We start from the raw sequence: 24,572 nt of genomic DNA on the forward strand, positions 1-24,572 counted from the left end.
TTTTTTCAGGGGTCAATTTAGATTTGGCACGAGGGGGCAACGCTCACTGGATTTTCCAGGCAATAAGGATATGAGGTTGTACAGTCAAATCGACTATGAAATTCTGAACCTTCATCGTCCTGCCCATAATTAAGGGCAGCTCAAAATCAGATTCCTGAAACCCTCGGGAAGCAATTAATGCTTGCAGCGGTAGTATTTGAAAATTCTTATTAGGGATAATAATTCCGATCACTCCCCTTTCCATTATTGGCTCAATAGTTAATTGAGAAACTAAAAGGGCAAATGCCAAATCCGTTTTTAATTGTTTGATTCTGGCAATACGGAATCCTGCTTTTGGAACTATTTCATATAAAGTGTTTACATATCCGACATTTGCATTGATAGAAATTATTTCAATATTATTGATTTGTAATATAGAGGTTATCTTGGCTTGAATTTGTTCGACTTCTTCCGTATCTGCACTAATATCTTCATATACTTTAAGAAGATTAACTGAAGGGAAACAGTAATTTGACAAATCCAATGTCGGGTCGTAGTCTTCCAGCTCTTCATAAATATCCGGTTCTAATTCTTCTATAGCATCATCATCAACAGGGATAATAATCTCCATATCATTTTCCACTATGGTAATATCTTCCTCTGCTATTTGTACAGTATTATCCGGATTTTCAGTTTGTTTAAATTCACATTTTGATACAGGTGTGATTTGTTCCGTTTTCTTTTTTCTAAAGAAAGAGAATATTCCCATTTGATTATCAATTAAGTATTAAAAACAAAAATACAATTAATTGATGGTTTAACGTCTTAGCTCTCATATTCATTTTCTAATACTTGATTTTAAATATTATCCTGCGACCCTCTTTCCTCCCTGCTTCGGATTTGTTCTCTATCATATACGTTAGCACCGGATATTGTCGTTCCAAACCTCATACTATCGGAAAGACAGTCTCGGATAGCTGTAACCAAGAGCACATCCGTCCCTACTGTACACTTGTGGCAATGGTATGCCCGTGAGCCATACTTGAAGCAAAATCAATATCTAATAAAAGAATTTCCCTTTCACTTTTCATTTACAATACTCCACAATTGTGTCACCCTTGAGTCGGTCGTTAGTTCAATGGGCAAAGGTATGTATGGATTTTAGGTATTCATATTCGGAGCCTTGCGGTTTTCAAAATAAATCTTCCTCTTTCCCTATCGGGCGAGCGTATTTATTTAAGAAAAAATATGCCTCTCTAAAATGCCTATACCTAATGTTGCCCTTGAAACATAAAACGACCGACCCGGCGGATGACGCAAAAAAAAATGTCGTATTGTATGAAAAATGAAAGAAAAATATTGAAACAAAACTCCCTCACCTCTGGAATCATCATAAAATTTGGGCTGTGGGTTGTATTAGTGGCTCTTTTGAGTGTTTGCGTGTGGTGTGTGACCAAAACGGGAGCATCACTATTGTGGGTAGCAGGAGTATATATACTTCTTCGTAGCATCCTTAGGATCATTCGTTTGTCCATTCGGATTATACTCTCTTTAGTTTCTATACTTTGTCTGATTCTTATCTGCATGGCAATCGTAGTATTCATTCTTTAAAATCAAATCATTATGGATAATATACATATTAACAAGTCAAAGACAGTCGCATTTACAGGGCATCGCCATATTAACCCTAACGCTATTGCTCCCTTGAAAGAAGAATTAACACATACAATCCGTCAGCAGTACCACAACGGCTATACTACATTCATTGTAGGTGGTGCAGTAGGATTCGATTTACTGGCAGCAGAAATTGTATTGGAGTTGCAACAGGAATTTACCGATATACAACTATTCTGCGCTGTACCCTATGCAGGGCATCATATTTATTTCAGAAATGAATCCATGCAACGCTATATCCATATAGCAAACAAGGCAACATCAAATATTATACTATCCCCTCGCTACTATGACTGTTATTTTCTACATCGTAACGATTACATGATAGAACATTGCTCTTTACTGATAGCCTATTACAATCAATCATTTCGCAGTGGCACAGGCTATACAGTCCGCAGAGCAGAAGCAAATAACATTTCAATTATTAACCTATACAAATAATATACAATCATGGCAAAGCAATTTTTACTATTCGCAGGAAAAGAAATAGATACAGATACACAAACTGTAAGTGTGAACCAAATCGTACAGTTAGAGGGGTATAGCTATTCAAAATATGTAGTCTATGAAATCAAAAAAGACCAATGGGGAGTACATTACAAGCTAATCAATCTCAAAGACTATTCTTTCCATACAAGCGAACTGATCCAACCATTGAGCGAGAAATTCGGTATAGGTATCTATTACGATGATAAGAACCCGACATTCAAGACCAGCGAAGAAGTAGCGGTACTCTTAGCCAAAGCACAAGCCAAACATGTAGATGAAATGGAAGTACAGAGAGCCGAAGAAAAACAAAGAGAGGAAATAAGAGTTATCGGTCGAGAATGGCTCACAAACAATCTCCCCGAAGATACCAAAGCCTTAATTATCGCTTGCTTGAAACAGGACGAATCCGATTCACAAACGGACTACTATGGGGCATCTACTGTGCGTACCGTGATACTTGGCTTTTCCAAGCATACACGAGACATATTTTCTGAAATGAGAAAATGTGCATCCAATTTTGAAGAAACCGCCCACCTATCCGAGCATAACGAAGAATATGAGAATAGGGAAAAATACAGCATGGGAAAAGGCTACTATTTAGGAGAAAGCTATTACAGCGGTTGGATAATTAAGAAAGAGTCTATTGGGAGCAAGGAACAGGCTATACAGCACTTCTCGTATATCGCTGGCTGTCCCGATGCTATCCATATCAAAGCGAACCAACAGAGCAAGCAATCTGATATGACAGAGACGACAGAGAATGAACAAACAGCCATACAGATAGAATCCGATAACCTTTCTTTCGAGATAGTCGATTATTCCGAAAAAGCAATCGCCCTTTTCGGAGATACCAAAGCCATCAAAGATTTACTCAAAGCGATGGGGGGAAAATTCAATCCGAGATTGACACATAAGGATGAAAAACAGGCAGGGTGGATATTTTCCCCCAGTCAGAGAACCGAGTTAGAAATAGTATTAAACCTAAATAACAATAGCCATGTGGAGGATAATTGATAATAAAGGAACTCTTTACTCTGGTAGTGAAGAAGATATAAAAATCATATATGACCAGATCAAAAGCGGTCAGATACAAGAAAAGTGGTATGGAGATTTATTATTGGTACAAGTACACGATATATACAAATAACTAAAATAGAAAGCCTTATGAAATCAACAGCCTATTTTACGCGAACCATATTGACACATTTGGAGCAAAGAGCATCAGAAGACCCTTTGTTCGCTGAATCATTCGCTAATCCCGATAGAGATATAGATCAGTGCTGTATTTACATTTTAAACCAAGTTCAAAAATCGGGTTGTAATGGCTTCCATGATGATGAAATTTTCGAACTGGCTGAAAGTTATTATACAGCCGAAAATATAGAAGTAGGTAAGCCTATCAATGCCCGAATCTCTGTCAACCATGTGGTAGAATTAACCACTGAGGAGCGAGAACAGGCACGACAGGATGCTATTCAAAAAGCACAGAATGATGCGTATAACAAGATGATGCAACCCAAGAAGAAAGCAGTAAGAGTTCAACTCAATACCGCTGTACAAACCAGTCTATTCGATTAACACTAAAAATAATTATCAGATGAAACCAAAAAATAAGTTCCAAAAACGAATCGTAGAAGCGAGTAAGAAATTACCGAAGATAACCAATGCTCAAATCAAGTGGGCATACAAAAACTGTATTGAACACATCGGTCACAAATCGAAAAAAAGTATTGTAACCTGTTTAGAGTGTGGACACAAATGGAAAGATAAAACCAACAAAGAACATTGCTCCTGCCCACACTGTAATACCCACTTAAAAATAGAAGAAACACGCAAGCGTACCTTTATGGATTATGAGTATATGTGTATTGTCACAGCCTGTGAGGGTTTTCAAGTATTACGGTTTATCTATGTCGAGTGTAATATGAAAGTAGGCAAAGAAGCAGATTATTACTATACGGAAGCCGTACAGTGGTGGATTGCACCCAATGGGAAAACTGCGACTATGGCAAGGCTTAAACAAATGGGATTTTATAGCTTTCGTTGGAATCTTTATAGTGATCTTGAAATTCGTCCCGAAAAGCCACTATACAACGTCACTCCGACAGCTGTTTATCCTCGTCAGAAGCTAATACCCGAGATTGTGAGAAGTGGATATAACAAAGAGTTCTATAAACTCACTCCTTTCGATTTGCTCCACTTTCTACTCTCGAATAGTAGAGCCGAAACATTGCTTAAAGCAAGACAAATCAGTTTGGTGCAATACTTCGCCTATCATACATCAAAGAATATACAGGACTATTGGCCCTCTATCAAAATTTGTATGAGAAACAAGTTCTGTATAGAGGATGTACAGATGTGGTGTGACTATATTGATTTACTCCGCTTTTTCGAGAAAGACTTGCATAGTACAAAATATGTATGCCCGATAGACCTGCATACCGAACATGACAGATACGTGAGAAAGCGTAGAGAGTACCAAAAACGAGTAGACGAAGAAGAAGCAAGGCGTAAAGCATTGGAAGATGAAGCCTTTTTTAAGGAAACCAAATCCCGATTTTTCGGTGTTGAGTTTTCTGACGGACTTCTTACTATTCGGGTATTAGAGAGTGTCCAGGAGATTATGCAAGAGGGTGACGCAATGAAACATTGCCTATTCACAAATAATTACCACCTCAAAACCGATTCTCTTATTCTGTCTGCCTGTATAGACAATAAGCGAATAGAGACAATAGAACTGTCAATTTCTGAGTTGAAAATCCTGCAAAGTCAAGGGGTATCCAATAAGATAACGGAATACCACAATCAAATATTGAAACTTGTAGAGCAGAATATCCCCCTGATTGAAAAACGATTGGCAGCATAAATAATATATAAATTGATACTATTATGAATGACTATTTTGAACAACAAAAGGCTGAACAACAGATAGAAAAAGAATTGAATGTAAACCGATGGGTAATTATATCCATCGGTTACAGAACTAAAGATTGTAATACAACCGATGCAATTCTCTATACATACACGCTCCCTGTTGATATGAGTAAAAAATACAGTTATGTATTTAGATGGAGAGCAGCCAAACTACAATGTCAATACCCCAAAGAATATATCTGTATATGGCAGAGCCATTTTGACAAAAACACTTCGTTGAGATTAGACCATGACAGCCTGTATTCAAAGGTTATCCGTTGGAAAGGATTGGTAACAAGAGCCAAGAATATCATAAAGAAATACGAGGAAGAAAGATTAAAAACATTATTTCATGATTTTGAAAATGACCCTATTTGGTTGGATGCACAAGTCAAATTACAACAACGTGTCGATGGACATGCAAAGCTACAAACAGCATTAGATAAAGCATTAGCAGATTATAATAACAAAAAAACAGCATAAAGATGAAAAAGTTATCAACTTATACACACGCCCGATATTGTACCGATGAAGTTGATCTATTAGCAGGGTTGGCAGAAATAGAGGAAGCGATGAAACATTGCGAGAGGATGGACAAAAAAATACCGAACTATTTCTATGTCCGAAAAAGTAAACTCAAGGAAAAACTAAAGATTGTCGTTACCAAAGGGTTAAAGGCTGATGAGTTCAGATACAGGGATCATATATTCCGAGCGGAACGGCAATTTAAACCGCATGAAGATTTTGGCTATATAGGTCGTAGACTAACACGTCTAACCGTTTACGGATGGGATTGGAACGAGTTTTGGGTATGTGCCAATATTATTAAACACGAAAATCTATCCCTTAAAAAAGCAGATGTATTTTTAATGGACAGAAACGTTTTAATTGTGCCATGCGAGAACTTTTTGGGAAAATATACAATCGAATAACGAACTATGATACAGAGACTATTATATATACAACTATTGGCGGACTGAAAAATTCAGTCCGTTTCTTTTCTCATGAGTCTGAACGGAAGAAAAGAAACAAAAGACCATGAGAAGAAATTAGTCTATTTAACTATCTTTGTCCCTGAAATAATTAAAAAAAGAAACATGAAACAACTAACTGACAATTTGAATCAATTATTTGCTGATTTTGCAAAAGATGCAGCATTGCAAGTAGAAGCCGGAAACAAAGCAGCGGGAACACGTGCCCGTAAAGCTTCTTTGGCTATTGAAAAAGCATTGAAAGAATTTCGTAAAAAATCAATTGAACATTCAAAGTAAGAAGTTCAAGAGATACGATAACTTTCATTGGGGTAGATTTTTGCTACCCTTTTTTGTTTTCCGTTCATAGAATTTTACTTACTTTGGTATGGATTAAACTTCTAAAATCATGACGGAACGTTTTTACGATATAAGTCATTTATCTACTACCCAGCTTCAAGGGCTGTACACCACCTATATTAAAAAGGGTTGGAAAGACTTTGACTATTATGAGCTGATGCCTGAAGGTATTAAACCCACAGACATTTCGGATGCTGAAGTAATTATGAGTATTGATGCTACCCACGAACACAATTATTGTGTTCTGATGATTGATTGCGAGAATGAACAGGACGGCATTATGTTTGGCTTCGGATTATCATATTACCCCGATTTTGCCGTCTATCTGCATTTACCTCTGAACCTGTTGGATGAGTTGGTTTCTAAATATGGACTGATAGCCAAAGAGGAAGCAAAGGATTATACCGTTAATGAATTTCTGATTGAGGATCATCTGAGAAATTCACAGAACTGATATTGATGTATTATGGCTGTAAAATTAGATAAATGGTTAGTTGCACAAAAGAAACATCGCCTGTCGGATAAACATACTATGATGGCGAGAGAGTTAGGTCTAAATCCGGATAAATTAGGTAAAATTGATAATCACAAGCAGGAACCCTGGAAAGCTCCCCTGCCACAATTTATAGAAGACATTTATTTCAAACGCTTCAAAAGAGAAGAGCCGTTAATAGTAAAATCGATCAAACAACTGATTGCCGAAGAGAAGGTAAAAAAAGAGAAGCAGAAAAAGGAAAAAGAACAAAATCGAAAAGCTAAACTTCAAGAAGATGGCTCTATAACTGATGATAAGGCCACTGAAAATCCCATAGAGCACCCCAACCATACTAAAAAGATCAGATACAACGATATAAAGCCGATAGCAAGGGTTCAATTAGAAGCTGGTGATACTCCGGAAACTATATTGCAGAAAGAAGCCCATATTTTTGATGAAGCTTTTAATCTCCATGAAAAAGAAAGTGCGACAATGTCTGAACTCGGATTTATGCTGAAAAAGATATATCCTCAGTATAAACCTCGCCGTTATGGTTGTAAATCATTAGGGGAGATTTATGAGAGATTAGATAAGTATGAGGTTATCCAAGCCGAAGAAAAAGGGGCTTGTAATATTGTTCGTAAAAAAGAAAAATGATGAAAATTAATTTATTCCCGGATGAACTTCCAAATGAGGAATTTACAATGGAAGAGTTGCAACAAGCCCTTGATCAGGTAATGAATGATAAAAACGGGCAGCCTGTTCCTGAATTTGAAGGCTATTCCCCTTCCGAAATGTTCAACATATTGCACCATCCCCTTGAAGAAAGTTCTGTGGTTTATCTACGCAAGCTAAAAAAAGATGATTATGTACAAAGCCCTTTATACATGCAAATTAAAAGTTTGGCTGAGATTATCAAACGAGAGGGGACTGTGAAACTGACTCCTAATGGTTATCTACCTCCAAAACTTGTAATTGAATTGTATAATCTGGGCTATTTTAAAGAAGATAATATCGAACAGGGCTATGTAAAACTGAAAAGAGAGAATGATTCGGATATAATATCTCTGGCTCACTACATCTTAGTGTCATCGGGTGTCTGCCTGAAAAGACATAGTAAACTCAGTCTTACACTAAAGGGCCGAAAATTACTTGAATCTGATGCCGATTTATTCAAACATCTGTTTTTATTTTTTGTACATCGTTTCAATTGGTCCAGTTTCGATAATTGGGGAATGGAAGAAGTCGGACAGTTTGGAGTTGCGTTTTCGCTTATTTTAGTCAATAAATATGGGGATCAGAGCAAAACGAGTGAGTTCTATGCCGAGAAATATATAAATGCTTTTCCAATGCTGATAGATAGTTTCGAAGCAGCGGTACCCGGAACATTAGAAGGTTTTTTCACTCGATGCTATTGCTCACGCACTTTCAATCGTTTTCTCAGCTATTGGGGCTTGATAAACATTGATAGACAGGGTAAAGCATTTGATACAGTTGAGTACATTACCAAAACGCCTTTGTTTGATAAGTTAGTGGTCTGTGTGCCTCCCGATAAATAAAAGAGTATCTAATAAGAAAGCCCCTGACTTCGTGTCAGAGGCTTTCCAAAATGATAATGAACCGACAGAATCTATTCAATTTCTTAACCAAATAGTTCTATGTCACTGGGGGCTGTAATCAGCGAATAAATAATCCCTACCCATGTAGAGATATACGAAATTACCATCATTGTCATCATTATTCTTCCTCCTCTGAGTTATCGTTGTTGAATGAAAAACTTAAAAAAGAGGTGTTCTGATAATTATCTGAAAAATAAATATCAATTACCTGCTGATCCTCCGACTGAGAAGTGTAGTACAGTCGAAACGTTTCTTTTGTCAATTCGTAAGTATCATTCGGCAAGAATACCGTCCCATCATCCGATTGTAAGCTGCCTTTTCCATCGGACTGAAAATATCGCAGATAGTATTTCGCATTGTCGTATTTTCCTGAACGCTCCAACTGACAACGAATTTCCGCTGTCTCCCCAACCTTTAGCTTTTTTTGAACAGGGAGATGACTAACCTCAAATGTATAACCCTGACGAATATCAATATCGTCGCTACAGGCACACCCTATTGCGACCAGCAATAGGGTAAATAGTATATATGATGCAAATTTCTTCATGTTATTATTGTATTTAATTAGTTCTTAGTTGATTATGATTTTTACGCCCAAACCTATTTGCGTGTGGAATTTATTCACAGTAGAGCCGCCCAATACCCGCTCCCGGGCATTCAGTAATAGTACCACCCGATCCGTCAGATAGGTTTCTATCTCGAAATTGACTGCTCCACCATACAAGAAGTTATCTTCCGAAGTAATCGTTGCCCCATCGAACAACAGTTCCTTACCCCAATTGATCGTTTCATAGCCTGCCATAGCAGAAATACCCACCGAAAAGAATACCGTTTTACTCGGGTCAGATAAGAATTTCAGATAGTGACCACCCTCTATCGTCATTTGTGATAAGGGTATCAGTATATCTTTATACTCATATGACTTTTGCAAGTATTCCGCACCGAAAGTCCAACGATTGCCATTTTTGGTATAGGTCGATAGAGCCACACCTCCGAAGAAAGCCTGTCCGTCTGTCTTCTTGAACTGAAAACCATCTACTGCACCACCAGTAAATTGAATACCTTTTTGTCCCGGCAGATAGCGTTGGCCATGAGCCTGCCCGATAAGGGCAAGACTCAAAATGAAGCTCAGTGTAATAATATATAGTGTCCTCATATTTACTTAATCTTTAGTTCGTTGATTTGTTCTGCACGTATCAGATCGTCATTCTCTACGATGAATGACTGATTGCGACCGCCATTTTTCTCAAAGAGTTCAATAACTAATTGCTTATCATTGGGAATGGTTATCTTATCAATCGTGAATACAGTTCGTTCGGTCTGATTGCCACCGACCTGTGAGATAAAATTGTGAGCACGAAGCGGATAGATAACCATTTCTTGTACAGCCGTTTGTTTGATCATCTTTTTATCCACCACCTTGAATCGGATAAAATCAATATCAAAAGCTACATTCGAAGAGTTCTTGATTTGCATGTGTAAATACAAAAGTCCATTGTGACTATAAATTCCTTTGAGTAGATATTGAATACCAAAACGTTTTGAGCCGATATGCTTTACAATCCGTTTATCGTTCTGATAGATAGAGCGATTAATGAGATACACAATACGAGGCGATTCGCTACCTAATTCTTTCAGGTAGATTTCCATTGAATTATTAGGACGGTTTGTTGCTATACCGTCGTGCATAAAATCCTTCATTTCGATATTTAGCTTTTCCGGCTCATTGGCATACTTCACATTGAAAGTATAATAGCTACCTTCTTCGGTAATAACCGCCATATTGGTCTCCGTCTCAAATTGTCTCATAGCTGCTTTTACTCGCAATACATTTTCCGAACTTCCGACTTTGCCAGCAATAATATTATTGGAACCCAAGTCCACATACTTGATGGATGCCGGAAAGATGATATGTACTGTCTTATCGAATGTGACCTCTAATCCGTAGGGAGGTATCATCCTATCGAAAGTTATTTTCTTGGATAGCCCTTCGTAGTAATCTCCATAAGTAGGCTTGAGCACCTGTTGCAGATCTTCCTGCATATTGTTTGTACTTGTCTCTGTCTGAGCATGGGCAACGAGTGTTGTTACCATCAATGTAAATGCAATAATATATTTCTTCATTTTTAAAATTGTTTGATTTATAAATACTTGTTTTGATTCTGCCAATCTTTCGTTCATTGGCATATCGGCATATTAGCACATTATCTAATTAGCCTTTGGCATCAGCATTACCCGATAGCCGGATTTGAGCGTTACCTTGACCTGTCGAATTTTCTTCTGCATATAAGCCGATACGCCCTGTATCGCTCCTTTGCTCAGGTCGGAAGCCAATTGTGCCCCTGTGCTTTGTGTCATGGTAAAGCTACTGCCGACACTATTTCCCATATTGGCAACAATCTCTTTAGCGGCATTCATCTCTAATGAGCCGGGGATGTAGATACCTTTCTGGCCGTCTGTGTCATATGTGACCATTTCCACCGGAATGATTGTTCCTTCGTACTCAATAGAGGCTATCAGAATGTCCAATCGTTCGCTATGAACTTTAGCTACTCCCGTCAATATTGTATTTTCAGGAATGAGTGTCGTTCCGGCAACCAATGGTTCTGTCAATCGCAAACGAGTCGTCTGCCCATCTATAACCGTCTGGTCATCATGGATAACCGCCGAAATGGTATTTTTGGTAGAGATACCAACTTCACCGCCCATTGTATTGAATCCTGCATTTCGGGGCTGGTCATACATATGGAACAGTTCCTCATTACTCATATTCTGAGCCAGTGCAGATACCGTATGCTTCTGTATCTGCCGAACAGGGCTAACCGTTGTCTTGCCATTTTTAGACGAATTGTTTTTGCCATAATTATCAATCTTGCTTTTTAAAGAATTGTTTGGAGCTTCCTGATTCTGACCCTGTGGCATATACTTCGCTGCCATTTCGTAGGATTTTTCCATTAGCAGTAGTTGTTCGTCTATAGCTGACTGCTTATCATCCTTTTCGTTCATCTTGGCCTCCAGTTCCTCCAGCTTTTGTTTCATCGCTTCCTTTTCGGGATCATCTTTGGACGGTTCGTAAAAATTGCCCAATGTCCGATTGATGTCCTTGTAAGCCGATACCGAGTTGTTAATCGGAGCTTTCGGCGTGGAAGCCGATTGGTTTTGTTTTGGTTCGTCATCAAAATCAATGATGACCCGTTCGTTTTTGGAACTTTCCAGCATATCGGCATATCCTTGTAAGGATTGCATCCTGTCTTTCTGTCGCTGTTGTGTCTGTTCCTGTTCGTAGGCACTCATCTTGTCGCCAACAATACCGTCTTTTTTGGGGTCGGGTATATCGGCATTGAAGCCCATACCTATCTGTTCTTTGGCTATATCTTCGTCCGATGGAGCAAAGATCAGCCAGAAACATCCCGCACAAACAATCGCCATCAGTACGAAAATCCCATACTTGATGAACTTTTGCTTTTGCTCTTCTCTTAGTTTTGGTTTATCTGCCATATAATTTTTTTGTTATAATTTATACTACATCTCAAAGTCATAGTGACTTATCATTATTATTCTAAGAGGGAGAATTTAGAGGGGCACAGACGATAATACTATCCGGCATCGCTATATCCAGTTCAGAGTCTAAAAAGTCAAAGTCGAATTCCATTTTTTTCGGCTTTGACTTCTCCAATTCCAGTCCTTTCATATGTTCTATTTTCAACTGTTCCCTGCGTTCCTCTTCCATTCCCCAAGTCTTAATCGAGGTAAATGTGAAGTACAGATTCAAGATTGTAAAGAGCAGAAGCATGATGATAATGACTGTGAGTCGCTTATCGGTAGTAATCTCCCCACATAGCTCTTTGAGTTTATCCTCCAACCAGTAACCAAGTTCTTTGATTCGTTCTTTCATATTTTCGTGGTTTACCCAAGTCCCCTTTGGGGAATTTAGGGGGCTGTTATCTATCCAGAACTCTCAAATCCTTATTCTCCCGTATCTCAAAGGCTTCGATAGTAAACCCATGCGGATTATTATCAGAGCGAACGGAGTTCAGTAGTTTACAAGTCGTTATCAGACTGCGTTCCGTGATATTACTTTCCCTGATAATCATCTGTCGGGCATGGGTAACAACCTGATAGGGATATGCATCTAAATTGCAGGAAATACTATCGACCTGAATGGTCTGATTGATATTACCCGAGATGATTCGATTATAATATCCTTTCTCCGACAAGTCTTTATAGTAATTGAAAGCCGATTTATCCGATAGCACTAACGCCCGATTGATATTACTTTCGATAGCGGACTTATCAGGAGACAGTGTAAAGAACAGTTCGTGAAACCGCCTGACGTGTTCCCGAGCTTCCACAGGTCTGTTCTGCGACAAGTCTTGCGAGAGAGCCAGCATCAGCGACTTGCCACTATCCAGCACATAGATTTTCTGTCGCTGTGCTTCTGCGAAATCGTAGGCACTCCATGTGGAGTAGCCTGCGACCACAGCACACAAACAGAGAAAGACAATGCCGAAGATGCGGAGTTGCTTAAAACTCGATTCGATATTTTTTAATGATTTAAATTCCATTGATTTTTAATTTGTTATTTTTTAACTAATTATGAAAGAATTTATCAGAATTGGATTTTGGTTCGCCATCACAAGTATATCTGTCAATATGCTGGTTATTATTCTTGCATTTATTTTCGGAAATACATTCTCATTTGTGATCGCTTTTATCTATTTATTATGCTATCTAACTCCTATTCTGAGTTTTATGCTAATCTTCTTTTGCCTATTCTCGGCTCTTCTCAATAAAGAAGTCAGAAAGCAATTATTGATAAATAGTTTACTCTTATTGCTTGGCGGTACTGTTCCGATTATTCTGATGTTCTATATTCTCTTTGGTTCTAATTACATGCTATAATTATTTCCCTTTGAGCCTTCCCGCAATATTTCCTGCAACAGCACCACCGAAACCGCCTGCCATAGCAGCACCTTTGGTAGCCGTGTTATTTACGTTCTTACCGAAATTGCCCATACCTCCGGCGGAGATAATCCATCCTGCAACCGTTGGTATTGTGAAGTAGCCCACAATTCCAATAATGAGAAAGACAATGTAAATTACATCTGAACTATCCAGCGAGAAGTTAGGGTCAGTCTGCATCCGGTCGATGTCCGATTGTAGCATGAGTGATTGCAACCTTGCCAATATGGTACTGAACAAATCCGAGACGGGCAACCACAGGTATACCGATATATACCGACTTATCCATTGAGTCAGTGTCGATTGAAAGCCATCCCACACAGATATGGCAAAAGCCAGTGGACCGAGTATGGCAAGGACAATCAGAAAGAAAGTGCGTATCACATCAATAATCAGGGCAGCCGATTTGAAGATTATCTCCAACAATTCCCGAAAGGCTTCCCGTATCCATTTCTTTAATTGATAGGCAGCCCTTTCTATATACAATCCGGCTTTTGTCCCCACATCCATAACGCCCAATGCTTCGAGTTTGGCATCCCATACCTCGTTATCTACCAGATAGGCTGTCTCGGGATTACGCCGCATGGCTTCATATTCTAACTTGTCCTTTATGTCTGCATAACGTTGCATATCCAACGTTTCGGACTGCAGCATCCCATTTGTTCCCTGTACCACCGGACTCATAATACTGTTAATTGTTCCAAGTACAATCGTAGGAAAGAACATAATGCACAAACTGAGAGCGAACGGACGAAGGAGCGGGTACACATCAATAGGTTCTGCCCGAGCCAAAGATTGCCACACACGATAGGCTACATAGAACAAGGCACCCAGTCCGGCAATCCCTTTGGCGATACCAATCATGTTGCCGCAGAGGGGCATCATACTGTCGTAGAGTGCCCGTAGCGTTTGATGAAATTGATCGAAATCCATTACCAATAACGTTCGTTAGGGTTACCATACAAAGCATTCACACGGGCTGTCTCACCTTTCTTCTTGGCACGGAGATAAGAAACACCGATATTCTTATTGGTATAGTAGCGGACAAGATTCCGGTACTCCACCATCGAATCGTAACAGCCATTGACCACATCCATACGGTCTTTGTCCGAAAGGGATAGTGTAGAAATATTGACTACTCCTTTCAATTCGTTCAGCACATCATTGCTTTGCTCCAGCAGTTTGGCATAGCCGTTAGCGATAGCATTGAGTTCTTCTATCGAATAATTAGGGTCGGATAACATCTTTTGGAAGCTGTATACATAAACATCTGATATTTCGCCTACCATAAGAATTGTCCTTTGGACTTTTTTTGCATCCTTAACTAAGTTATTTACAGCCTTTAAAGCATCGTAATATTGCTTCCCCTGATCGTACACTTTTTTAACTTCCTGAAAATTTTTGACCATATTGGTCGCAGTCGTAGTGGTCTGGGTAACGTTACGGGTTGTATTGACAATACTTTGAGCCAAGTTGCTCGGATCAAATACTGCCCACTGAGCTTTTACTTGTGTTGCCATAAGCAGACAGCTTACGCATAACATGAAGATTTTTGTTCTCATATTCAATTGATTTTTAAATAAATAATTGTAATTTGTTACGCTCTATCAGAGCGTTGAGAGAATGAAGCCTATCCGCCCCTTTTGCTTTCAGCCAATTGCCGGATCGCCTGCTCAATATCTCCGCCGAGTTTACCTGCCAACTGCAAGACTTCCATCTTTTCAGTTTCTTCCGTTGTGAACGTCAGATATTCTTCAGTCGATACTTCGGTAGCGTATACTGCCGACTGCATTCCACCCAGACCAATCCAGACTTCTTTGTAGATACGACTTGGATTGTTCGACATATTGATGGAAAGTATCTGAGCCTTTTCTTTGTCGGTCAAACCTAATAAGGATTGTATCGAATCAAATTTGTTCATATACTTTCGTTGATCCAGCAGTATCTTACAGTCTGAATTATTGATAATGGCTTCCTTGACAATCGGCGATGAAATAATATCATCTACCTCCTGTGTAACAACAATCGCTTCCCCGAAATATTTCCTAACGGTTTTATACATATACTTGAGATAATCAGCCATATTAGGGGAAGAAAGAGCCTTCCAGGCTTCTTCCACAATCAGTTGTTTTCGAACGCCTTTCAGGTGTCTGAGCTTGTTAATAAAGGCTTCCATAATGATGATAGTGACAATAGGAAAAAGTTCGCGGTTCTCCTTTATACTGTCAATTTCAAAGACTATAAAGCGTTTATTCAACAAGTCGAGTTTCTTATCCGAGTTCAGCAAGAAGTCATAACGCCCACCCCGATAGTATTGGCGAAGAGTAGTCAGAAAATTATTGACATTAAATTCTTCTTTCCTCACCTCAATCTCCCGATTTTCGAGTGCCGCCTTGTATTCGTCCCGCATGAACTCGTAAAATGTGTTGAAGCTGGGAACAATACTACTGTCAGTCTGAATCCTTGTGATATACTCATCTACAGCACTACCCAATTCGCCCGATTCAGTCTTCGATATTTTATCATCATCACTTTTCCAGAGAGTCAGCAGCAGCGTTTTCAAACTATCCTTTTTCTCTACATCGAACTGGTTGTCATCGGTATAGAAGGGATTGAAAGAGATCGGATTTTCTTCGGTATAGGTAAAATAAATTCCATCATCCCCTTTGGTCTTGCTGCGAATCATTTCGCATAATCCCTGATAGGAGTTTCCCGTATCGACTAAGACGACGTGCGTGCCCTGCTCCCAGTATTGGCGGACGAGGTGGTTCATAAAAAAGGACTTTCCACTACCCGAAGGACCCAACACAAATTTATTTCGGTTGGTAATAATTCCTTTTTTCATGGGTAGGTCGGAAATATCCACATGAAGCGGTTTGCCTGTTACCCGATCCACCATTTTGATACCGAAAGGCGAAGGAGAACTTTTGTAGTTTGTCTCTTCCACGAAAAAGCACAAAGCCTGTTCGATAAAGGTGTAAAAACTCTCCTCACTCGGAAAATCGCCCTGATTGCCTGGAATGCCTGCCCAGAACAAGGTCGGCGTATCGACTGTATTGTGTCGGGGCTTACATTCCATGAGTGCCAATTGGCTACCCACATCGTTTTTAATACGTGAAAGTTCTTCCTTATCCTCACTCCATGCAATCACATTGACATGGCAACGTACAGAGGTCAAGCCAAAGCTGTGAGCTTCGTTCAGGTAATCTTCGATCCACTGTTTGTTAATTTGGTTTCCACGACTATACCTTGAAAGTGAGTGCATATTCCTTGCTTGTTTTTCGAATTGCTTTAAGTTAGCCGTATGGTCATCAATAAAAATATATTGATTGACGATGTGATTACAGGTCAGTAATACCCCGATGGGTGCTGCAAAAGACAGACGGCAGTCACTCCGGTCGGTAGATAGCCGTTCATAACGGGTATCGGTTTCTACTTTGCCCGGCAGATCTTCCACATCCGACAGCGTATGCAGGCAGAGATACTTATCTCCGACTTTCATCTCTCCCGCTCCAAGTGCCATATCTTTCAGGCAAGTCGTATCTTCCTGTGATAAGGAGAAATACTTTTCGATAATGCCTGCCTTTTCTTTCGTACCTACAATCTGGTCAGTAGTTAGTCGTACCAATTTAATAAATCCACTATCATTGATAATTCGTTCAAACTGCCCGACCGATTCTAAAAATTTCTGAGCCATCTCCCGATCCTGCATTTCCTTTGGAACAATAAAACCACGAGTCAGAGCTGTATAACTGCTTTGTTGTTTGGCTCGCTCTTTGGTGGTCTTGGTCAGATACAGATAGCTGGTATGATTCAGAAAAGGGCGTTCGTTGAAATGCCGCTCGAAACTGCGAGACAGAAAACTGATGTCTTCTTTTTGCACCTGTGGTTCGTACTTTTCTTCTACAAACCAATCTTGTTTATGAATGATACTGTAGTTAGGCAATACTTTCATCGCTTTTGCCCACGAAGCATGTATCGCTTCATACTCGGGAGAGGTTACGGTAAAGAGTTCGGGCAGTTCCACCCGATAGGCAATAGTTATATCCGCATCTTTACTTAGGATGCAGTCATGTTCTACCGCCAGCAGAGGGAACTTGCTCTCTAAGGTGGCAGCACTTAGTGTGTTTCGCATAGAGCCTCCTTTCTTTTGATTCTCGAAATGAGTTGTATTATTCGTTTGCGATTGATAATGTATCGGGGGTGGTTGCGGGTAGCTTGCAACTTCATCAATCCATATTCGCCGTATTTATCATTCAGGTGGAATGTACCCCAGACCAATGTTCCGGCAGTGATGACTCCGAAGCCGATGCAGATAACCTGACTGATCCCGATCATATACATAATCACAAAGACAATAAACACAGCCAATAGCCCACCTGCGAAAATGAATAGGTACTGCGATTTGAGTCCTTTAAATTCGGCAGGCTTGCCAATTCCTTTGTTGATTGAATATTCCATTCTTTTTCCTTCTTTATTTGAGTTAATAAGAGGGCCTAAGACCCTGAATTGATTTTAAGTGTGGTATCCAAGGCGGACGAGAGATTCGAATATTCATCTACCGATAGTAGATTCATATTCAAATCCTCGAAGCCCAATGCTGAAGACCGGAGCTTAAAATCGGCTTATAAGAAGAATGAACGAAGAATGGTTGCCGCCACAATCAGGAAGATACACGCCCCAAACCACGAAGCGGCAGTTTTCGAGGTGTCGGGATCGCCACTCGAAAACTTCGAATACACTTTTACGCCCCCGATCAGTCCTACGACTGCCCCGATGGCATAGATTAGTTTGGTCGCTGGATCAAAGTAGGAGGTTACCATGTTTGTCGCATCGGTAATCCCCTGCATGCCGTTTCCTTGTGCGAATACAGATGTGGTAGCAGCTAAGAGTATAGCTGCAAAGAATAGGATTCTTTTCTTCATACGTTTTTTGTTAGTTGTGCCGTGAGGATTGGATGGTCGCTCACGGCGGGTTAAACTTGGATAATTTTTAATTGGATAATTAGTTTTTTTGATCTATTACATAGGCAGATTTATTTAGGATTTAGAAATTTATTTACGTCAAAGTCTTCCAGCTCTTCGGACTCATCAACTATCTTCGATGTTCCTTGTTCTTTCTGATGAAGTGTTACATGCAGGTCTATCAAGTTAGAAATAATGGATGCCGTTTTACCGGAGGAGAGTTGTTCTACGATTTCGGTTTCTTTGTTCTCATATAGTATTCTTCCGGCTTCCCTCTGTTCGTTCTGAGATGCTTCCGTAGACTCAACAACTTGTTTCAGTTTATGCAACTCATCGATTGTGACACCCGAAGCAAAACAGACATCTTTACCAAACATTTCCTTTAATTCAATAGTCTCTTGATCTTCGTCAATCTCATCATTATTTTCTTCTCTGTCCAATGGGTAATCGATCTTCATCGGAGCCGGATCGCTTTCCGTTGCAAAGGTAGGTGCATTCTCTTCGATTATCGGCTCTTTTGCCATAGGGGTGGTCGTGGTTGGCAGGGGTTGGCTTAGGGTAAAGGTACTTTTACCGACTATCGAAGCCTCTTTTTTTGAAATTTCAGGCTGATTTGGGTCTACACTCTTCTCTTTTTCCATCTGTTCTTTTCCCAAATGAAAGATTCGATATAGACGAATAATGGTCGGATATACCAATAGTAGAAATAATAGGACTGCGGCTAAAGTGGTTATTAGTATTATCATAACAATTTATTTTTAGCGTTTCTTGGATGGCAACTTTTGCTTGAGGCTGTCTTCCAATAATTCATCTATTATCTCCTGATAATCGTCAAGATGGGTTTTCAGTACATTATCAATGTAACTGAATAAGGATATATTACTATCTGTTGATATCTTAAGCAGTAGTGACAAGCAAGCATGAAACTCCGGACGGATATTTACGGACTTGCCATGACGGGCTATTTTATCTGATTCAATCAGAAATAAGGAACTATAACGCTTTATATTATTCTCTTTGTATTCGGAGCCATAGATATCCTTATCTGCATTTAAAAGAGGATTGTTGTCTGGTTCTCTCTTCTTGTTCTGCATAATGATTCTAAGGGTTATCCCTTTTACAAGTAAGAACAGGAGAACGAAAATCAGAAGAATTGATATAATTATATATGGTAACATGGTGTCTAATTTATAATTGGTTATTCTTCCGTAGGAGTTCGTTTACTTCATCTTCATACATGTTAAAATGATGTTCCAGAATATTATCAATATAACCGAAATAGGACAGGTCATTCTCAGCAATTATGCCGAGAATTTTTCTGATTTTATTATGGAACTCCTGGCGTATATTGATATTCTTACCTTTTCGGGACGAAGTCCTGTTCTCTTTCAGAAAGGTCGAAACAAAATCCGGTGCTTTAGCCTTTCGCTTTTTTGATTCTTCTTTAACTTGTACCGGTTCTTCAGATGTTTGTTCTTGTATTTCTGATTGCTTTTCTTCACTGGGAGCAGGTTGTTCTATTTCAGGTCTTTTACCTTTCATTAAAGACCTCAAAATCAGATCTTCGTCTGATTCCTCATGTGTTATTATTTTTTTACTCATCTGTTTATTGATTTATTATTTGTAAAATTTCTTCAGCAAGTTCAGCCAACTTTGCTTTCTGTATCAATACTTTATCGGCAGGAAACAGGGTAGACCGAAATAGAACCTTCTGCGATGACAATATATCCTTTCGGAATTTTTTCGTATCGGGAACAGAACTTTTAAGTAGCTGTATTCCCAATTCGCCCACTACTTTTTCATAGACGTCATAGATATCGGTTCTTTCCCGTCCATCGACCATATTCCAAAAAAGGTACATTCCCTTGATATTGCCCTTCCCTACGGATAGGTAGCCTTCGTTCATGGCTACAGCGAATTGCAAAGTGCTTTCTACGGCAAGACGGTCCGCAATCATCGGAGGAAAAATATAGTCCATATTAGCGATAAGTGTCAGTACCCCTTTGGTATTGAGTGTTCCCGGCAGATCGAAGAATATCATATCGAACTGCGTATCGGAAGATGCAATCAGCTGCCGGGCTGTTGTAATGGCATCCATCGTATTGCTGGGGACTATTGGATAAGCCCCCCGATTATCCAACTTAAACTGATTCAAAGCCAATCGCTTATAATAAGGATCATTCATTACAAGTTTGCTCTCCCGTTCCCGTTCTTCATTAATACTATGCTGCGGACTATCGCAATCGATAATCGCAACGTTCTTACCCAACACATAATTGAAATAACTGGCCATCAATACTGTAAAGGCACTTTTGCCAACTCCGCCTTTTTGATTACTAAAACTGATAAACAAGGGTTCCTTTTTCATATCATTACTTTTTAGTTTGATAAATTTATATTTCTGTCTATGAAACTACATACCGTTCTATAGATCATATCTTTTGTCCTATTTATAATTCTATCAATTGATAGATTAATAGATGGATGGATGATTGGATTTATAGATAGAGATTCCTCCCTATATATCTACATATAGTCCTATCGTTTTTTAGTTTTATAGATAGAGATATTCTTTGTTAGATTTATCAATATATCTATACCTCGATCATTAGATTGTTAGAAGATTCTATCAATAGAAAAAAACATATATCAATACAGAAATCTATCTATCCATTTTTTTATTTATCGATTGATATATGAGTCCATCTTCTACTCTGTCTTTCGTTCGATAGAACAAAAGTAGATCAACATTCTCTTTAAACGATTCATTTTCATAAGTGGTGGTAGCGGTTGGCAGGGGTTGGCACAGGTAAAGGATTATTTCAGCCCATAAATACCCTCTAACTTTGCATAATCGAAGGATAAAGATTCTCTGATTTACAAATTATAGTTTGGAAAGGGCTGATTCATTTAGGATGTGTATCCAATGATGGCAATATATATTGCTTATCCCCATCATTCTCCATTTGATAATGTTCGGTCAGTTTCGAGTTTAACGTCAATCCACCCTTTCAAGGTGGATTTTTATCAGCGTCAGCTGAAGGCAAGATGTGTTTTGAGTACCCTCAAAACTATTTCAAGGTACTTGAAACCATCTTGCCCACTCCTATGATAAGTCGGGGGAATCTTGCTCCGAAGTCGGCAAGATTTTTAGTTCTCGATTGAATGTAACGGCTACACGAATAGTAGCATATGTAAAACTTGTCGCAGACTATGTAAATAGGACGGTCTGCGACCGCTAATTATCCAATGTTATGAACGAAAAGAAAACAAACAAACGAAAGACCGGACGCTTGCCCAAGCAAGATCCGGCGAAAAGAAAGCACGTATTCTACCTCAATGAAGCCGATGAAGTCCGCTTCCTATCCCTTTTTGAGCAGTCGGGAAAGGCAGCAATGGCTCATTTTATTACTTCCTGCATCTTTGACAAGCCGCTCAAAGTCGTTAAAATAGACAAGGGAATACACGATTATTATATGCGACTGACCACTTTCTTTGGCCAGTTTCGGGGTATTGCCAATAATTACAATCAGATTGTGAGGTCGCTCAACACCAACTTTACGGAGAAAAAAGCACTCGCTTTTCTCTATAAATTGGAGCAGGAAACTATTGAATTGGCTCAACTAAATCAGAAAGTTATTGCACTTACCGCTGAATTTGAAGCTAAATATTTACAATATTATGGTCGCTAAAATCAACAGCGGGAGTTCATTGTTCGGAACTTTATCCTACAATCAGGAGAAGGTAGAGCAGGGCAAAGGAAAGATACTCTTTGGCAATCGTATGATCCAACATGTAGATGGCACATATAATATGTATCTGAATATAAAATCATTTGAACTATATTTGGATGCCAATAAACGAACCGAGAGACCTGTCCTGCATATATCGCTTAATCCGCATCCCGATGATAAGCTGAGTGATGAGCAGCTAAGTACCATCGCACAGGAATATATGGAAAAGATGGGTTATGGTAACCAGCCTTATCTTGTGTATAAGCACGAAGACATTGACCGTCACCATCTGCATATCGTTTCGATACGAGTAGATGAGAATGGCAAGAAGTTGAACGACTCCTATGAAAAAAGACGTTCGGAGAAAATCCGCAAGGAACTGGAGCAAAAATATAATCTCATCCCTGCCGAGAAACAAAAGCAATCCGATACTCTGTCTCTAAAACCTGTAAATATCAAAGATGGTAATATCAAAAAACAAGTATCCAATATTGCCAAATCGCTGATGCGGGACTATCATTTTCAGAATATCAATGAGTATCGGGCACTCCTTAATATATATGGTATAACCGTAGATGAAGTAAAAGGCGAAGTTCGGGGCAAAGCCTATAATGGATTGGTATATTCGGCATTGGATAAGAAAAGTGAAAAAGTCGGCAACCCGTTCAAAGCATCGTTGATTGGTCGGGAAGTAGGATATCATGCTTTGCAGAAGAGAATGGATGCATCTAAAGATGTGCTGAAGGATAAGAAAGCCTACAACCGGACAAGGCATATCGTATCTGCTCTCCTAAAAGAACAACCTTCCCGAAAGGCATTTGAGAAGGAGTTGGCTAAAAATGGTATCTCAGTATTGTTTCGAGAGAATGATGACAAGCGTATCTATGGTGTTACCTTCATCGACCACCAAGAAAAAGCCGTATTCAATGGCTCCCGCATGGGCAAGGAGTTTTCGGCGAATGTGTTCCATGAGTTGTTCAGTAAAAGCGATAATGCGGATAACTATAAACAGAACTTCGACAATAATTCCAACGATTTCAAAGAACAGGACTCGGCAGTAGAAGCGGTTGCAGGCTTATTCTCTATGGAGCAGCATGGCGATAATTACGAAGAAATTGCCTTTGCCAACCGTATGAAGCGGAAAAAGAAGAAGAATAGAGGCAGAGGATTGTAAAAAATAAGTATAAACAAATAGGTCTGTGACCTAAAAAATTAGAATAAAATGCAACAAGAAGATGATTTGAGAGGATTAGCCAAAGTGATGGAGTTTATGCGGGCTATCAGTATATTATTTGTCGTAATCCATATTTATTGGTTCTGCTACCAGTCGATACGGGAAACAGGAATCAATATTGGAGTAGTTGATAAAATCCTGCTGAATTTTCAGAATACAGCAGGATTGTTTTCCAATATCCTATGGACAAAGCTGTTTGCTGTGGTGTTCTTGGGCTTATCTTGCTTGGGCACGAAAGGCGTAAAAGAGGAAAAAATAACTTGGAATAGAATATATGTATTCTTGTTCTTTGGGTTTCTCTGCTTTTTCCTTAACTGGTGGATACTGGCATTGCCTCTACCATTGATTGCCAATACTGCTATTTACATTTTCACAATGACCGTCGGGTATATTTTGTTATTGATGGCAGGATTGTGGATGAGTCGCTTATTGAAGAATGACCTCATGGATGATGTCTTCAATTTGGAGAACGAGTCTTTCATGCAGGAAACTCAATTAATGGAAAACGAATATTCGGTCAATCTGCCGACTCGCTTTTTTTACAAAAAGAAATGGAACAAGGGTTGGATTAATGTAGTCAATCCATTTCGGGCAACCATTGTGTTGGGTACTCCGGGTAGTGGTAAATCCTATGCGATTGTAAATAATTACATCAAACAGCAACTCAGTAAGGGCTTTTCGATGTATATCTATGATTATAAGTTCGATGACTTATCTACCATCGCTTATAATGAGCTTTTGAAGAATTTGGATAAATATGATGTTACTCCCAAATTCTATGTAATTAATTTCGATAACCCGTCAAAAAGCCATCGTTGTAACCCCATTGCACCCGAATTTATGAGCGACATCTCAGACGCATATGAAAGTGCATATACAATTATGCTAAACCTCAATAAATCGTGGATTCAGAAACAAGGAGACTTCTTTGTGGAATCCCCGATCATCCTGCTGGCAGCCATCATCTGGTTTTTGAAAATCTATGAAGGTGGCAAGTATTGTACATTTCCTCATGCGATTGAGTTTTTGAACAAAAAATATGCTGATATTTTTCCTATATTGACATCCTATTCCCAATTGGAGAATTACCTGTCTCCCTTTATGGACGCTTGGGAAGGAGGAGCACAAGATCAGCTCCAAGTGCGCCCGTAAGGGTACTCAATAAATATCTCTTTGGCAAGAGATTAGGTTCGCGTTC

29 protein-coding genes and 2 pseudogenes are annotated in these 24,572 nt (G+C 39.2%); 15 read left to right on the top strand and 16 right to left on the bottom strand.

The genetic code is table 11. From position 1 onward, the window contains the following. Positions 1-43 precede the first annotated feature (43 nt). The gene (locus tag ACFO6W_RS17690) at positions 44-748 is read right to left on the bottom strand and encodes a DNA translocase FtsK (RefSeq protein WP_379998846.1); all 705 of its coding nucleotides are present in this window, start codon (positions 746-748) and stop codon (positions 44-46) included. An 854-nt stretch (positions 749-1,602) separates the two neighbouring features. Here ACFO6W_RS17690 and ACFO6W_RS17695 point away from each other — a divergent pair. From ACFO6W_RS17695 to ACFO6W_RS17750, 12 genes and pseudogenes are all read left to right on the top strand, one after another. Next, positions 1,603-2,094: an SLOG family protein gene (locus ACFO6W_RS17695; protein ID WP_379998848.1), complete on the top strand. Its 492-nt coding sequence runs from the start codon at positions 1,603-1,605 to the stop codon at positions 2,092-2,094. A 9-nt stretch (positions 2,095-2,103) separates the two neighbouring features. Next, the gene (locus ACFO6W_RS17700) at positions 2,104-3,156 is read left to right on the top strand and encodes a fusion protein (protein ID WP_379998850.1); all 1,053 of its coding nucleotides are present in this window, start codon (positions 2,104-2,106) and stop codon (positions 3,154-3,156) included. Next, positions 3,140-3,289: a hypothetical protein gene (locus ACFO6W_RS17705; RefSeq protein WP_379998852.1), complete on the top strand. Its 150-nt coding sequence runs from the start codon at positions 3,140-3,142 to the stop codon at positions 3,287-3,289. The genes ACFO6W_RS17700 and ACFO6W_RS17705 overlap by 17 nt, the downstream gene beginning before the upstream one ends. A gap of 17 nt (positions 3,290-3,306) precedes the next feature. Continuing rightward, on the top strand, positions 3,307-3,720 hold the full coding sequence (locus tag ACFO6W_RS17710; protein WP_379998854.1) for a PcfK-like family protein: 414 nt from the start codon (positions 3,307-3,309) through the stop codon (positions 3,718-3,720). 19 nt (positions 3,721-3,739) lie between these two features. Beyond that, complete coding sequence (locus ACFO6W_RS17715) at positions 3,740-5,008, top strand: PcfJ domain-containing protein (RefSeq protein ID WP_379998856.1); 1,269 nt, start codon at positions 3,740-3,742, stop codon at positions 5,006-5,008. Positions 5,009-5,031: 23 nt separating this feature from the next. Next, entirely contained in the window at positions 5,032-5,538 is a 507-nt protein-coding gene (locus ACFO6W_RS17720; protein WP_379998858.1) for a hypothetical protein, read from the top strand. A 2-nt stretch (positions 5,539-5,540) separates the two neighbouring features. Next, complete coding sequence (locus ACFO6W_RS17725; RefSeq protein WP_296952589.1) at positions 5,541-5,987, top strand: hypothetical protein; 447 nt, start codon at positions 5,541-5,543, stop codon at positions 5,985-5,987. 165 nt (positions 5,988-6,152) lie between these two features. Continuing rightward, the gene (locus tag ACFO6W_RS17730; RefSeq protein WP_291031373.1) at positions 6,153-6,326 is read left to right on the top strand and encodes a histone H1; all 174 of its coding nucleotides are present in this window, start codon (positions 6,153-6,155) and stop codon (positions 6,324-6,326) included. Between the two features lie 109 nt (positions 6,327-6,435). Beyond that, the gene (locus ACFO6W_RS17735; protein WP_379998861.1) at positions 6,436-6,840 is read left to right on the top strand and encodes a hypothetical protein; all 405 of its coding nucleotides are present in this window, start codon (positions 6,436-6,438) and stop codon (positions 6,838-6,840) included. A gap of 12 nt (positions 6,841-6,852) precedes the next feature. Then, positions 6,853-7,164: pseudogene (locus ACFO6W_RS17740) on the top strand (hypothetical protein); the annotation flags it as partial. Positions 7,165-7,290: 126 nt separating this feature from the next. After that, positions 7,291-7,518: an OST-HTH/LOTUS domain-containing protein gene (locus ACFO6W_RS17745; RefSeq protein ID WP_379998899.1), complete on the top strand. Its 228-nt coding sequence runs from the start codon at positions 7,291-7,293 to the stop codon at positions 7,516-7,518. Continuing rightward, complete coding sequence (locus ACFO6W_RS17750) at positions 7,515-8,420, top strand: hypothetical protein (RefSeq protein WP_379998863.1); 906 nt, start codon at positions 7,515-7,517, stop codon at positions 8,418-8,420. The genes ACFO6W_RS17745 and ACFO6W_RS17750 overlap by 4 nt, the downstream gene beginning before the upstream one ends. A gap of 178 nt (positions 8,421-8,598) precedes the next feature. Here ACFO6W_RS17750 and ACFO6W_RS17755 read toward each other — a convergent pair whose 3' ends face one another. From ACFO6W_RS17755 to ACFO6W_RS17825, 15 genes are all read right to left on the bottom strand, one after another. Then, on the bottom strand, positions 8,599-9,027 hold the full coding sequence (locus ACFO6W_RS17755; protein ID WP_379998865.1) for a DUF3872 domain-containing protein: 429 nt from the start codon (positions 9,025-9,027) through the stop codon (positions 8,599-8,601). 24 nt (positions 9,028-9,051) lie between these two features. Continuing rightward, positions 9,052-9,636 (bottom strand): conjugal transfer protein TraO, encoded by a 585-nt coding sequence (locus ACFO6W_RS17760; protein ID WP_379998867.1) that lies wholly within the window; start codon positions 9,634-9,636, stop codon positions 9,052-9,054. Positions 9,637-9,638: 2 nt separating this feature from the next. Further along, positions 9,639-10,604, bottom strand: coding sequence for a conjugative transposon protein TraN (gene traN / locus ACFO6W_RS17765; RefSeq protein WP_379998869.1), 966 nt, complete (start codon positions 10,602-10,604; stop codon positions 9,639-9,641). Between the two features lie 84 nt (positions 10,605-10,688). After that, positions 10,689-11,978 carry a conjugative transposon protein TraM gene (gene traM / locus ACFO6W_RS17770; protein ID WP_379998871.1) on the bottom strand — a complete coding sequence of 430 codons (1,290 nt, stop codon included), beginning with the start codon at positions 11,976-11,978 and terminating at the stop codon, positions 10,689-10,691. A gap of 61 nt (positions 11,979-12,039) precedes the next feature. Then, positions 12,040-12,375: a TraL conjugative transposon family protein gene (locus ACFO6W_RS17775; protein ID WP_379998873.1), complete on the bottom strand. Its 336-nt coding sequence runs from the start codon at positions 12,373-12,375 to the stop codon at positions 12,040-12,042. 46 nt (positions 12,376-12,421) lie between these two features. Then, a complete protein-coding gene (gene traK / locus ACFO6W_RS17780; RefSeq protein ID WP_379998875.1) occupies positions 12,422-13,045 on the bottom strand; it encodes a conjugative transposon protein TraK in 624 nt (207 codons plus the stop codon). 337 nt (positions 13,046-13,382) lie between these two features. Then, positions 13,383-14,375, bottom strand: a complete 993-nt coding sequence (traJ, locus tag ACFO6W_RS17785; RefSeq protein WP_379998877.1) for a conjugative transposon protein TraJ — start codon at positions 14,373-14,375, stop codon at positions 13,383-13,385. Next, entirely contained in the window at positions 14,375-15,004 is a 630-nt protein-coding gene (locus ACFO6W_RS17790) for a DUF4141 domain-containing protein (RefSeq protein ID WP_379998879.1), read from the bottom strand. The genes traJ and ACFO6W_RS17790 overlap by 1 nt, the downstream gene beginning before the upstream one ends. A 68-nt stretch (positions 15,005-15,072) precedes the next feature. After that, entirely contained in the window at positions 15,073-17,577 is a 2,505-nt protein-coding gene (locus tag ACFO6W_RS17795) for a TraG family conjugative transposon ATPase (protein WP_379998881.1), read from the bottom strand. Further along, the gene (locus ACFO6W_RS17800) at positions 17,562-17,903 is read right to left on the bottom strand and encodes a DUF4133 domain-containing protein (protein WP_379998883.1); all 342 of its coding nucleotides are present in this window, start codon (positions 17,901-17,903) and stop codon (positions 17,562-17,564) included. Before ACFO6W_RS17800 ends, ACFO6W_RS17795 begins: the two co-directional genes overlap by 16 nt. Before the next feature lie 164 nt (positions 17,904-18,067). Further along, positions 18,068-18,367, bottom strand: coding sequence for a DUF4134 domain-containing protein (locus tag ACFO6W_RS17805; RefSeq protein WP_379998885.1), 300 nt, complete (start codon positions 18,365-18,367; stop codon positions 18,068-18,070). A 110-nt stretch (positions 18,368-18,477) separates the two neighbouring features. After that, positions 18,478-19,152: a hypothetical protein gene (locus ACFO6W_RS17810; RefSeq protein ID WP_379998887.1), complete on the bottom strand. Its 675-nt coding sequence runs from the start codon at positions 19,150-19,152 to the stop codon at positions 18,478-18,480. A 12-nt stretch (positions 19,153-19,164) separates the two neighbouring features. Further along, entirely contained in the window at positions 19,165-19,584 is a 420-nt protein-coding gene (locus ACFO6W_RS17815) for a DUF3408 domain-containing protein (RefSeq protein ID WP_379998889.1), read from the bottom strand. Between the two features lie 10 nt (positions 19,585-19,594). Beyond that, positions 19,595-20,008, bottom strand: coding sequence for a DUF3408 domain-containing protein (locus ACFO6W_RS17820; RefSeq protein ID WP_379998891.1), 414 nt, complete (start codon positions 20,006-20,008; stop codon positions 19,595-19,597). A 4-nt stretch (positions 20,009-20,012) separates the two neighbouring features. After that, positions 20,013-20,774 (bottom strand): ParA family protein, encoded by a 762-nt coding sequence (locus ACFO6W_RS17825; protein ID WP_379998893.1) that lies wholly within the window; start codon positions 20,772-20,774, stop codon positions 20,013-20,015. Positions 20,775-21,660: 886 nt separating this feature from the next. Between ACFO6W_RS17825 and mobA the strand changes: the two genes are divergently transcribed. The 3 genes and pseudogenes from mobA to ACFO6W_RS17840 form a co-directional block, all read left to right on the top strand. Further along, entirely contained in the window at positions 21,661-22,098 is a 438-nt protein-coding gene (mobA, locus tag ACFO6W_RS17830; RefSeq protein ID WP_379998895.1) for a conjugal transfer protein MobA, read from the top strand. Beyond that, positions 22,088-23,314, top strand: coding sequence for a conjugal transfer protein MobB (gene mobB, locus ACFO6W_RS17835; RefSeq protein ID WP_379998897.1), 1,227 nt, complete (start codon positions 22,088-22,090; stop codon positions 23,312-23,314). Before mobA ends, mobB begins: the two co-directional genes overlap by 11 nt. A 48-nt stretch (positions 23,315-23,362) precedes the next feature. Next, a pseudogene (locus tag ACFO6W_RS17840) lies at positions 23,363-24,514 on the top strand (YWFCY domain-containing protein); the annotation flags it as partial. Positions 24,515-24,572: the final 58 nt, after the last annotated feature.

It is taken from the genome of Dysgonomonas termitidis, assembly GCF_042654545.1.
GTDB classification, from domain to species: Bacteria; Bacteroidota; Bacteroidia; order Bacteroidales; family Dysgonomonadaceae; genus Dysgonomonas; species Dysgonomonas termitidis.

What these genes read in the sequence shown, in the direction of transcription:
- ACFO6W_RS17730 (WP_291031373.1), top strand. Translation starts at nt 6,153, where the DNA reads ATGAAACAACTAACTGACAATTTGAATCAATTATTTGCTGATTTTGCA.
- ACFO6W_RS17795 (WP_379998881.1), bottom strand. Translation starts at nt 17,577, where the DNA reads ATGCGAAACACACTAAGTGCTGCCACCTTAGAGAGCAAGTTCCCTCTG.
- ACFO6W_RS17695 (WP_379998848.1), top strand. Translation starts at nt 1,603, where the DNA reads ATGGATAATATACATATTAACAAGTCAAAGACAGTCGCATTTACAGGG.
- ACFO6W_RS17775 (WP_379998873.1), bottom strand. Translation starts at nt 12,375, where the DNA reads ATGAAAGAACGAATCAAAGAACTTGGTTACTGGTTGGAGGATAAACTC.
- mobA (WP_379998895.1), top strand. Translation starts at nt 21,661, where the DNA reads ATGAACGAAAAGAAAACAAACAAACGAAAGACCGGACGCTTGCCCAAG.
- mobB (WP_379998897.1), top strand. Translation starts at nt 22,088, where the DNA reads ATGGTCGCTAAAATCAACAGCGGGAGTTCATTGTTCGGAACTTTATCC.
- traM (WP_379998871.1), bottom strand. Translation starts at nt 11,978, where the DNA reads ATGGCAGATAAACCAAAACTAAGAGAAGAGCAAAAGCAAAAGTTCATC.
- traK (WP_379998875.1), bottom strand. Translation starts at nt 13,045, where the DNA reads ATGGAATTTAAATCATTAAAAAATATCGAATCGAGTTTTAAGCAACTC.
- ACFO6W_RS17750 (WP_379998863.1), top strand. Translation starts at nt 7,515, where the DNA reads ATGATGAAAATTAATTTATTCCCGGATGAACTTCCAAATGAGGAATTT.
- ACFO6W_RS17825 (WP_379998893.1), bottom strand. Translation starts at nt 20,774, where the DNA reads ATGAAAAAGGAACCCTTGTTTATCAGTTTTAGTAATCAAAAAGGCGGA.
- traN (WP_379998869.1), bottom strand. Translation starts at nt 10,604, where the DNA reads ATGAAGAAATATATTATTGCATTTACATTGATGGTAACAACACTCGTT.
- ACFO6W_RS17700 (WP_379998850.1), top strand. Translation starts at nt 2,104, where the DNA reads ATGGCAAAGCAATTTTTACTATTCGCAGGAAAAGAAATAGATACAGAT.
- ACFO6W_RS17705 (WP_379998852.1), top strand. Translation starts at nt 3,140, where the DNA reads ATGTGGAGGATAATTGATAATAAAGGAACTCTTTACTCTGGTAGTGAA.
- ACFO6W_RS17690 (WP_379998846.1), bottom strand. Translation starts at nt 748, where the DNA reads ATGGGAATATTCTCTTTCTTTAGAAAAAAGAAAACGGAACAAATCACA.
- ACFO6W_RS17715 (WP_379998856.1), top strand. Translation starts at nt 3,740, where the DNA reads ATGAAACCAAAAAATAAGTTCCAAAAACGAATCGTAGAAGCGAGTAAG.
- ACFO6W_RS17815 (WP_379998889.1), bottom strand. Translation starts at nt 19,584, where the DNA reads ATGTTACCATATATAATTATATCAATTCTTCTGATTTTCGTTCTCCTG.
- ACFO6W_RS17790 (WP_379998879.1), bottom strand. Translation starts at nt 15,004, where the DNA reads ATGAGAACAAAAATCTTCATGTTATGCGTAAGCTGTCTGCTTATGGCA.
- ACFO6W_RS17720 (WP_379998858.1), top strand. Translation starts at nt 5,032, where the DNA reads ATGAATGACTATTTTGAACAACAAAAGGCTGAACAACAGATAGAAAAA.
- ACFO6W_RS17755 (WP_379998865.1), bottom strand. Translation starts at nt 9,027, where the DNA reads ATGAAGAAATTTGCATCATATATACTATTTACCCTATTGCTGGTCGCA.
- ACFO6W_RS17820 (WP_379998891.1), bottom strand. Translation starts at nt 20,008, where the DNA reads ATGAGTAAAAAAATAATAACACATGAGGAATCAGACGAAGATCTGATT.
- ACFO6W_RS17710 (WP_379998854.1), top strand. Translation starts at nt 3,307, where the DNA reads ATGAAATCAACAGCCTATTTTACGCGAACCATATTGACACATTTGGAG.
- ACFO6W_RS17805 (WP_379998885.1), bottom strand. Translation starts at nt 18,367, where the DNA reads ATGAAGAAAAGAATCCTATTCTTTGCAGCTATACTCTTAGCTGCTACC.
- ACFO6W_RS17810 (WP_379998887.1), bottom strand. Translation starts at nt 19,152, where the DNA reads ATGATAATACTAATAACCACTTTAGCCGCAGTCCTATTATTTCTACTA.
- ACFO6W_RS17800 (WP_379998883.1), bottom strand. Translation starts at nt 17,903, where the DNA reads ATGGAATATTCAATCAACAAAGGAATTGGCAAGCCTGCCGAATTTAAA.
- ACFO6W_RS17725 (WP_296952589.1), top strand. Translation starts at nt 5,541, where the DNA reads ATGAAAAAGTTATCAACTTATACACACGCCCGATATTGTACCGATGAA.
- ACFO6W_RS17760 (WP_379998867.1), bottom strand. Translation starts at nt 9,636, where the DNA reads ATGAGGACACTATATATTATTACACTGAGCTTCATTTTGAGTCTTGCC.
- ACFO6W_RS17735 (WP_379998861.1), top strand. Translation starts at nt 6,436, where the DNA reads ATGACGGAACGTTTTTACGATATAAGTCATTTATCTACTACCCAGCTT.
- traJ (WP_379998877.1), bottom strand. Translation starts at nt 14,375, where the DNA reads ATGGATTTCGATCAATTTCATCAAACGCTACGGGCACTCTACGACAGT.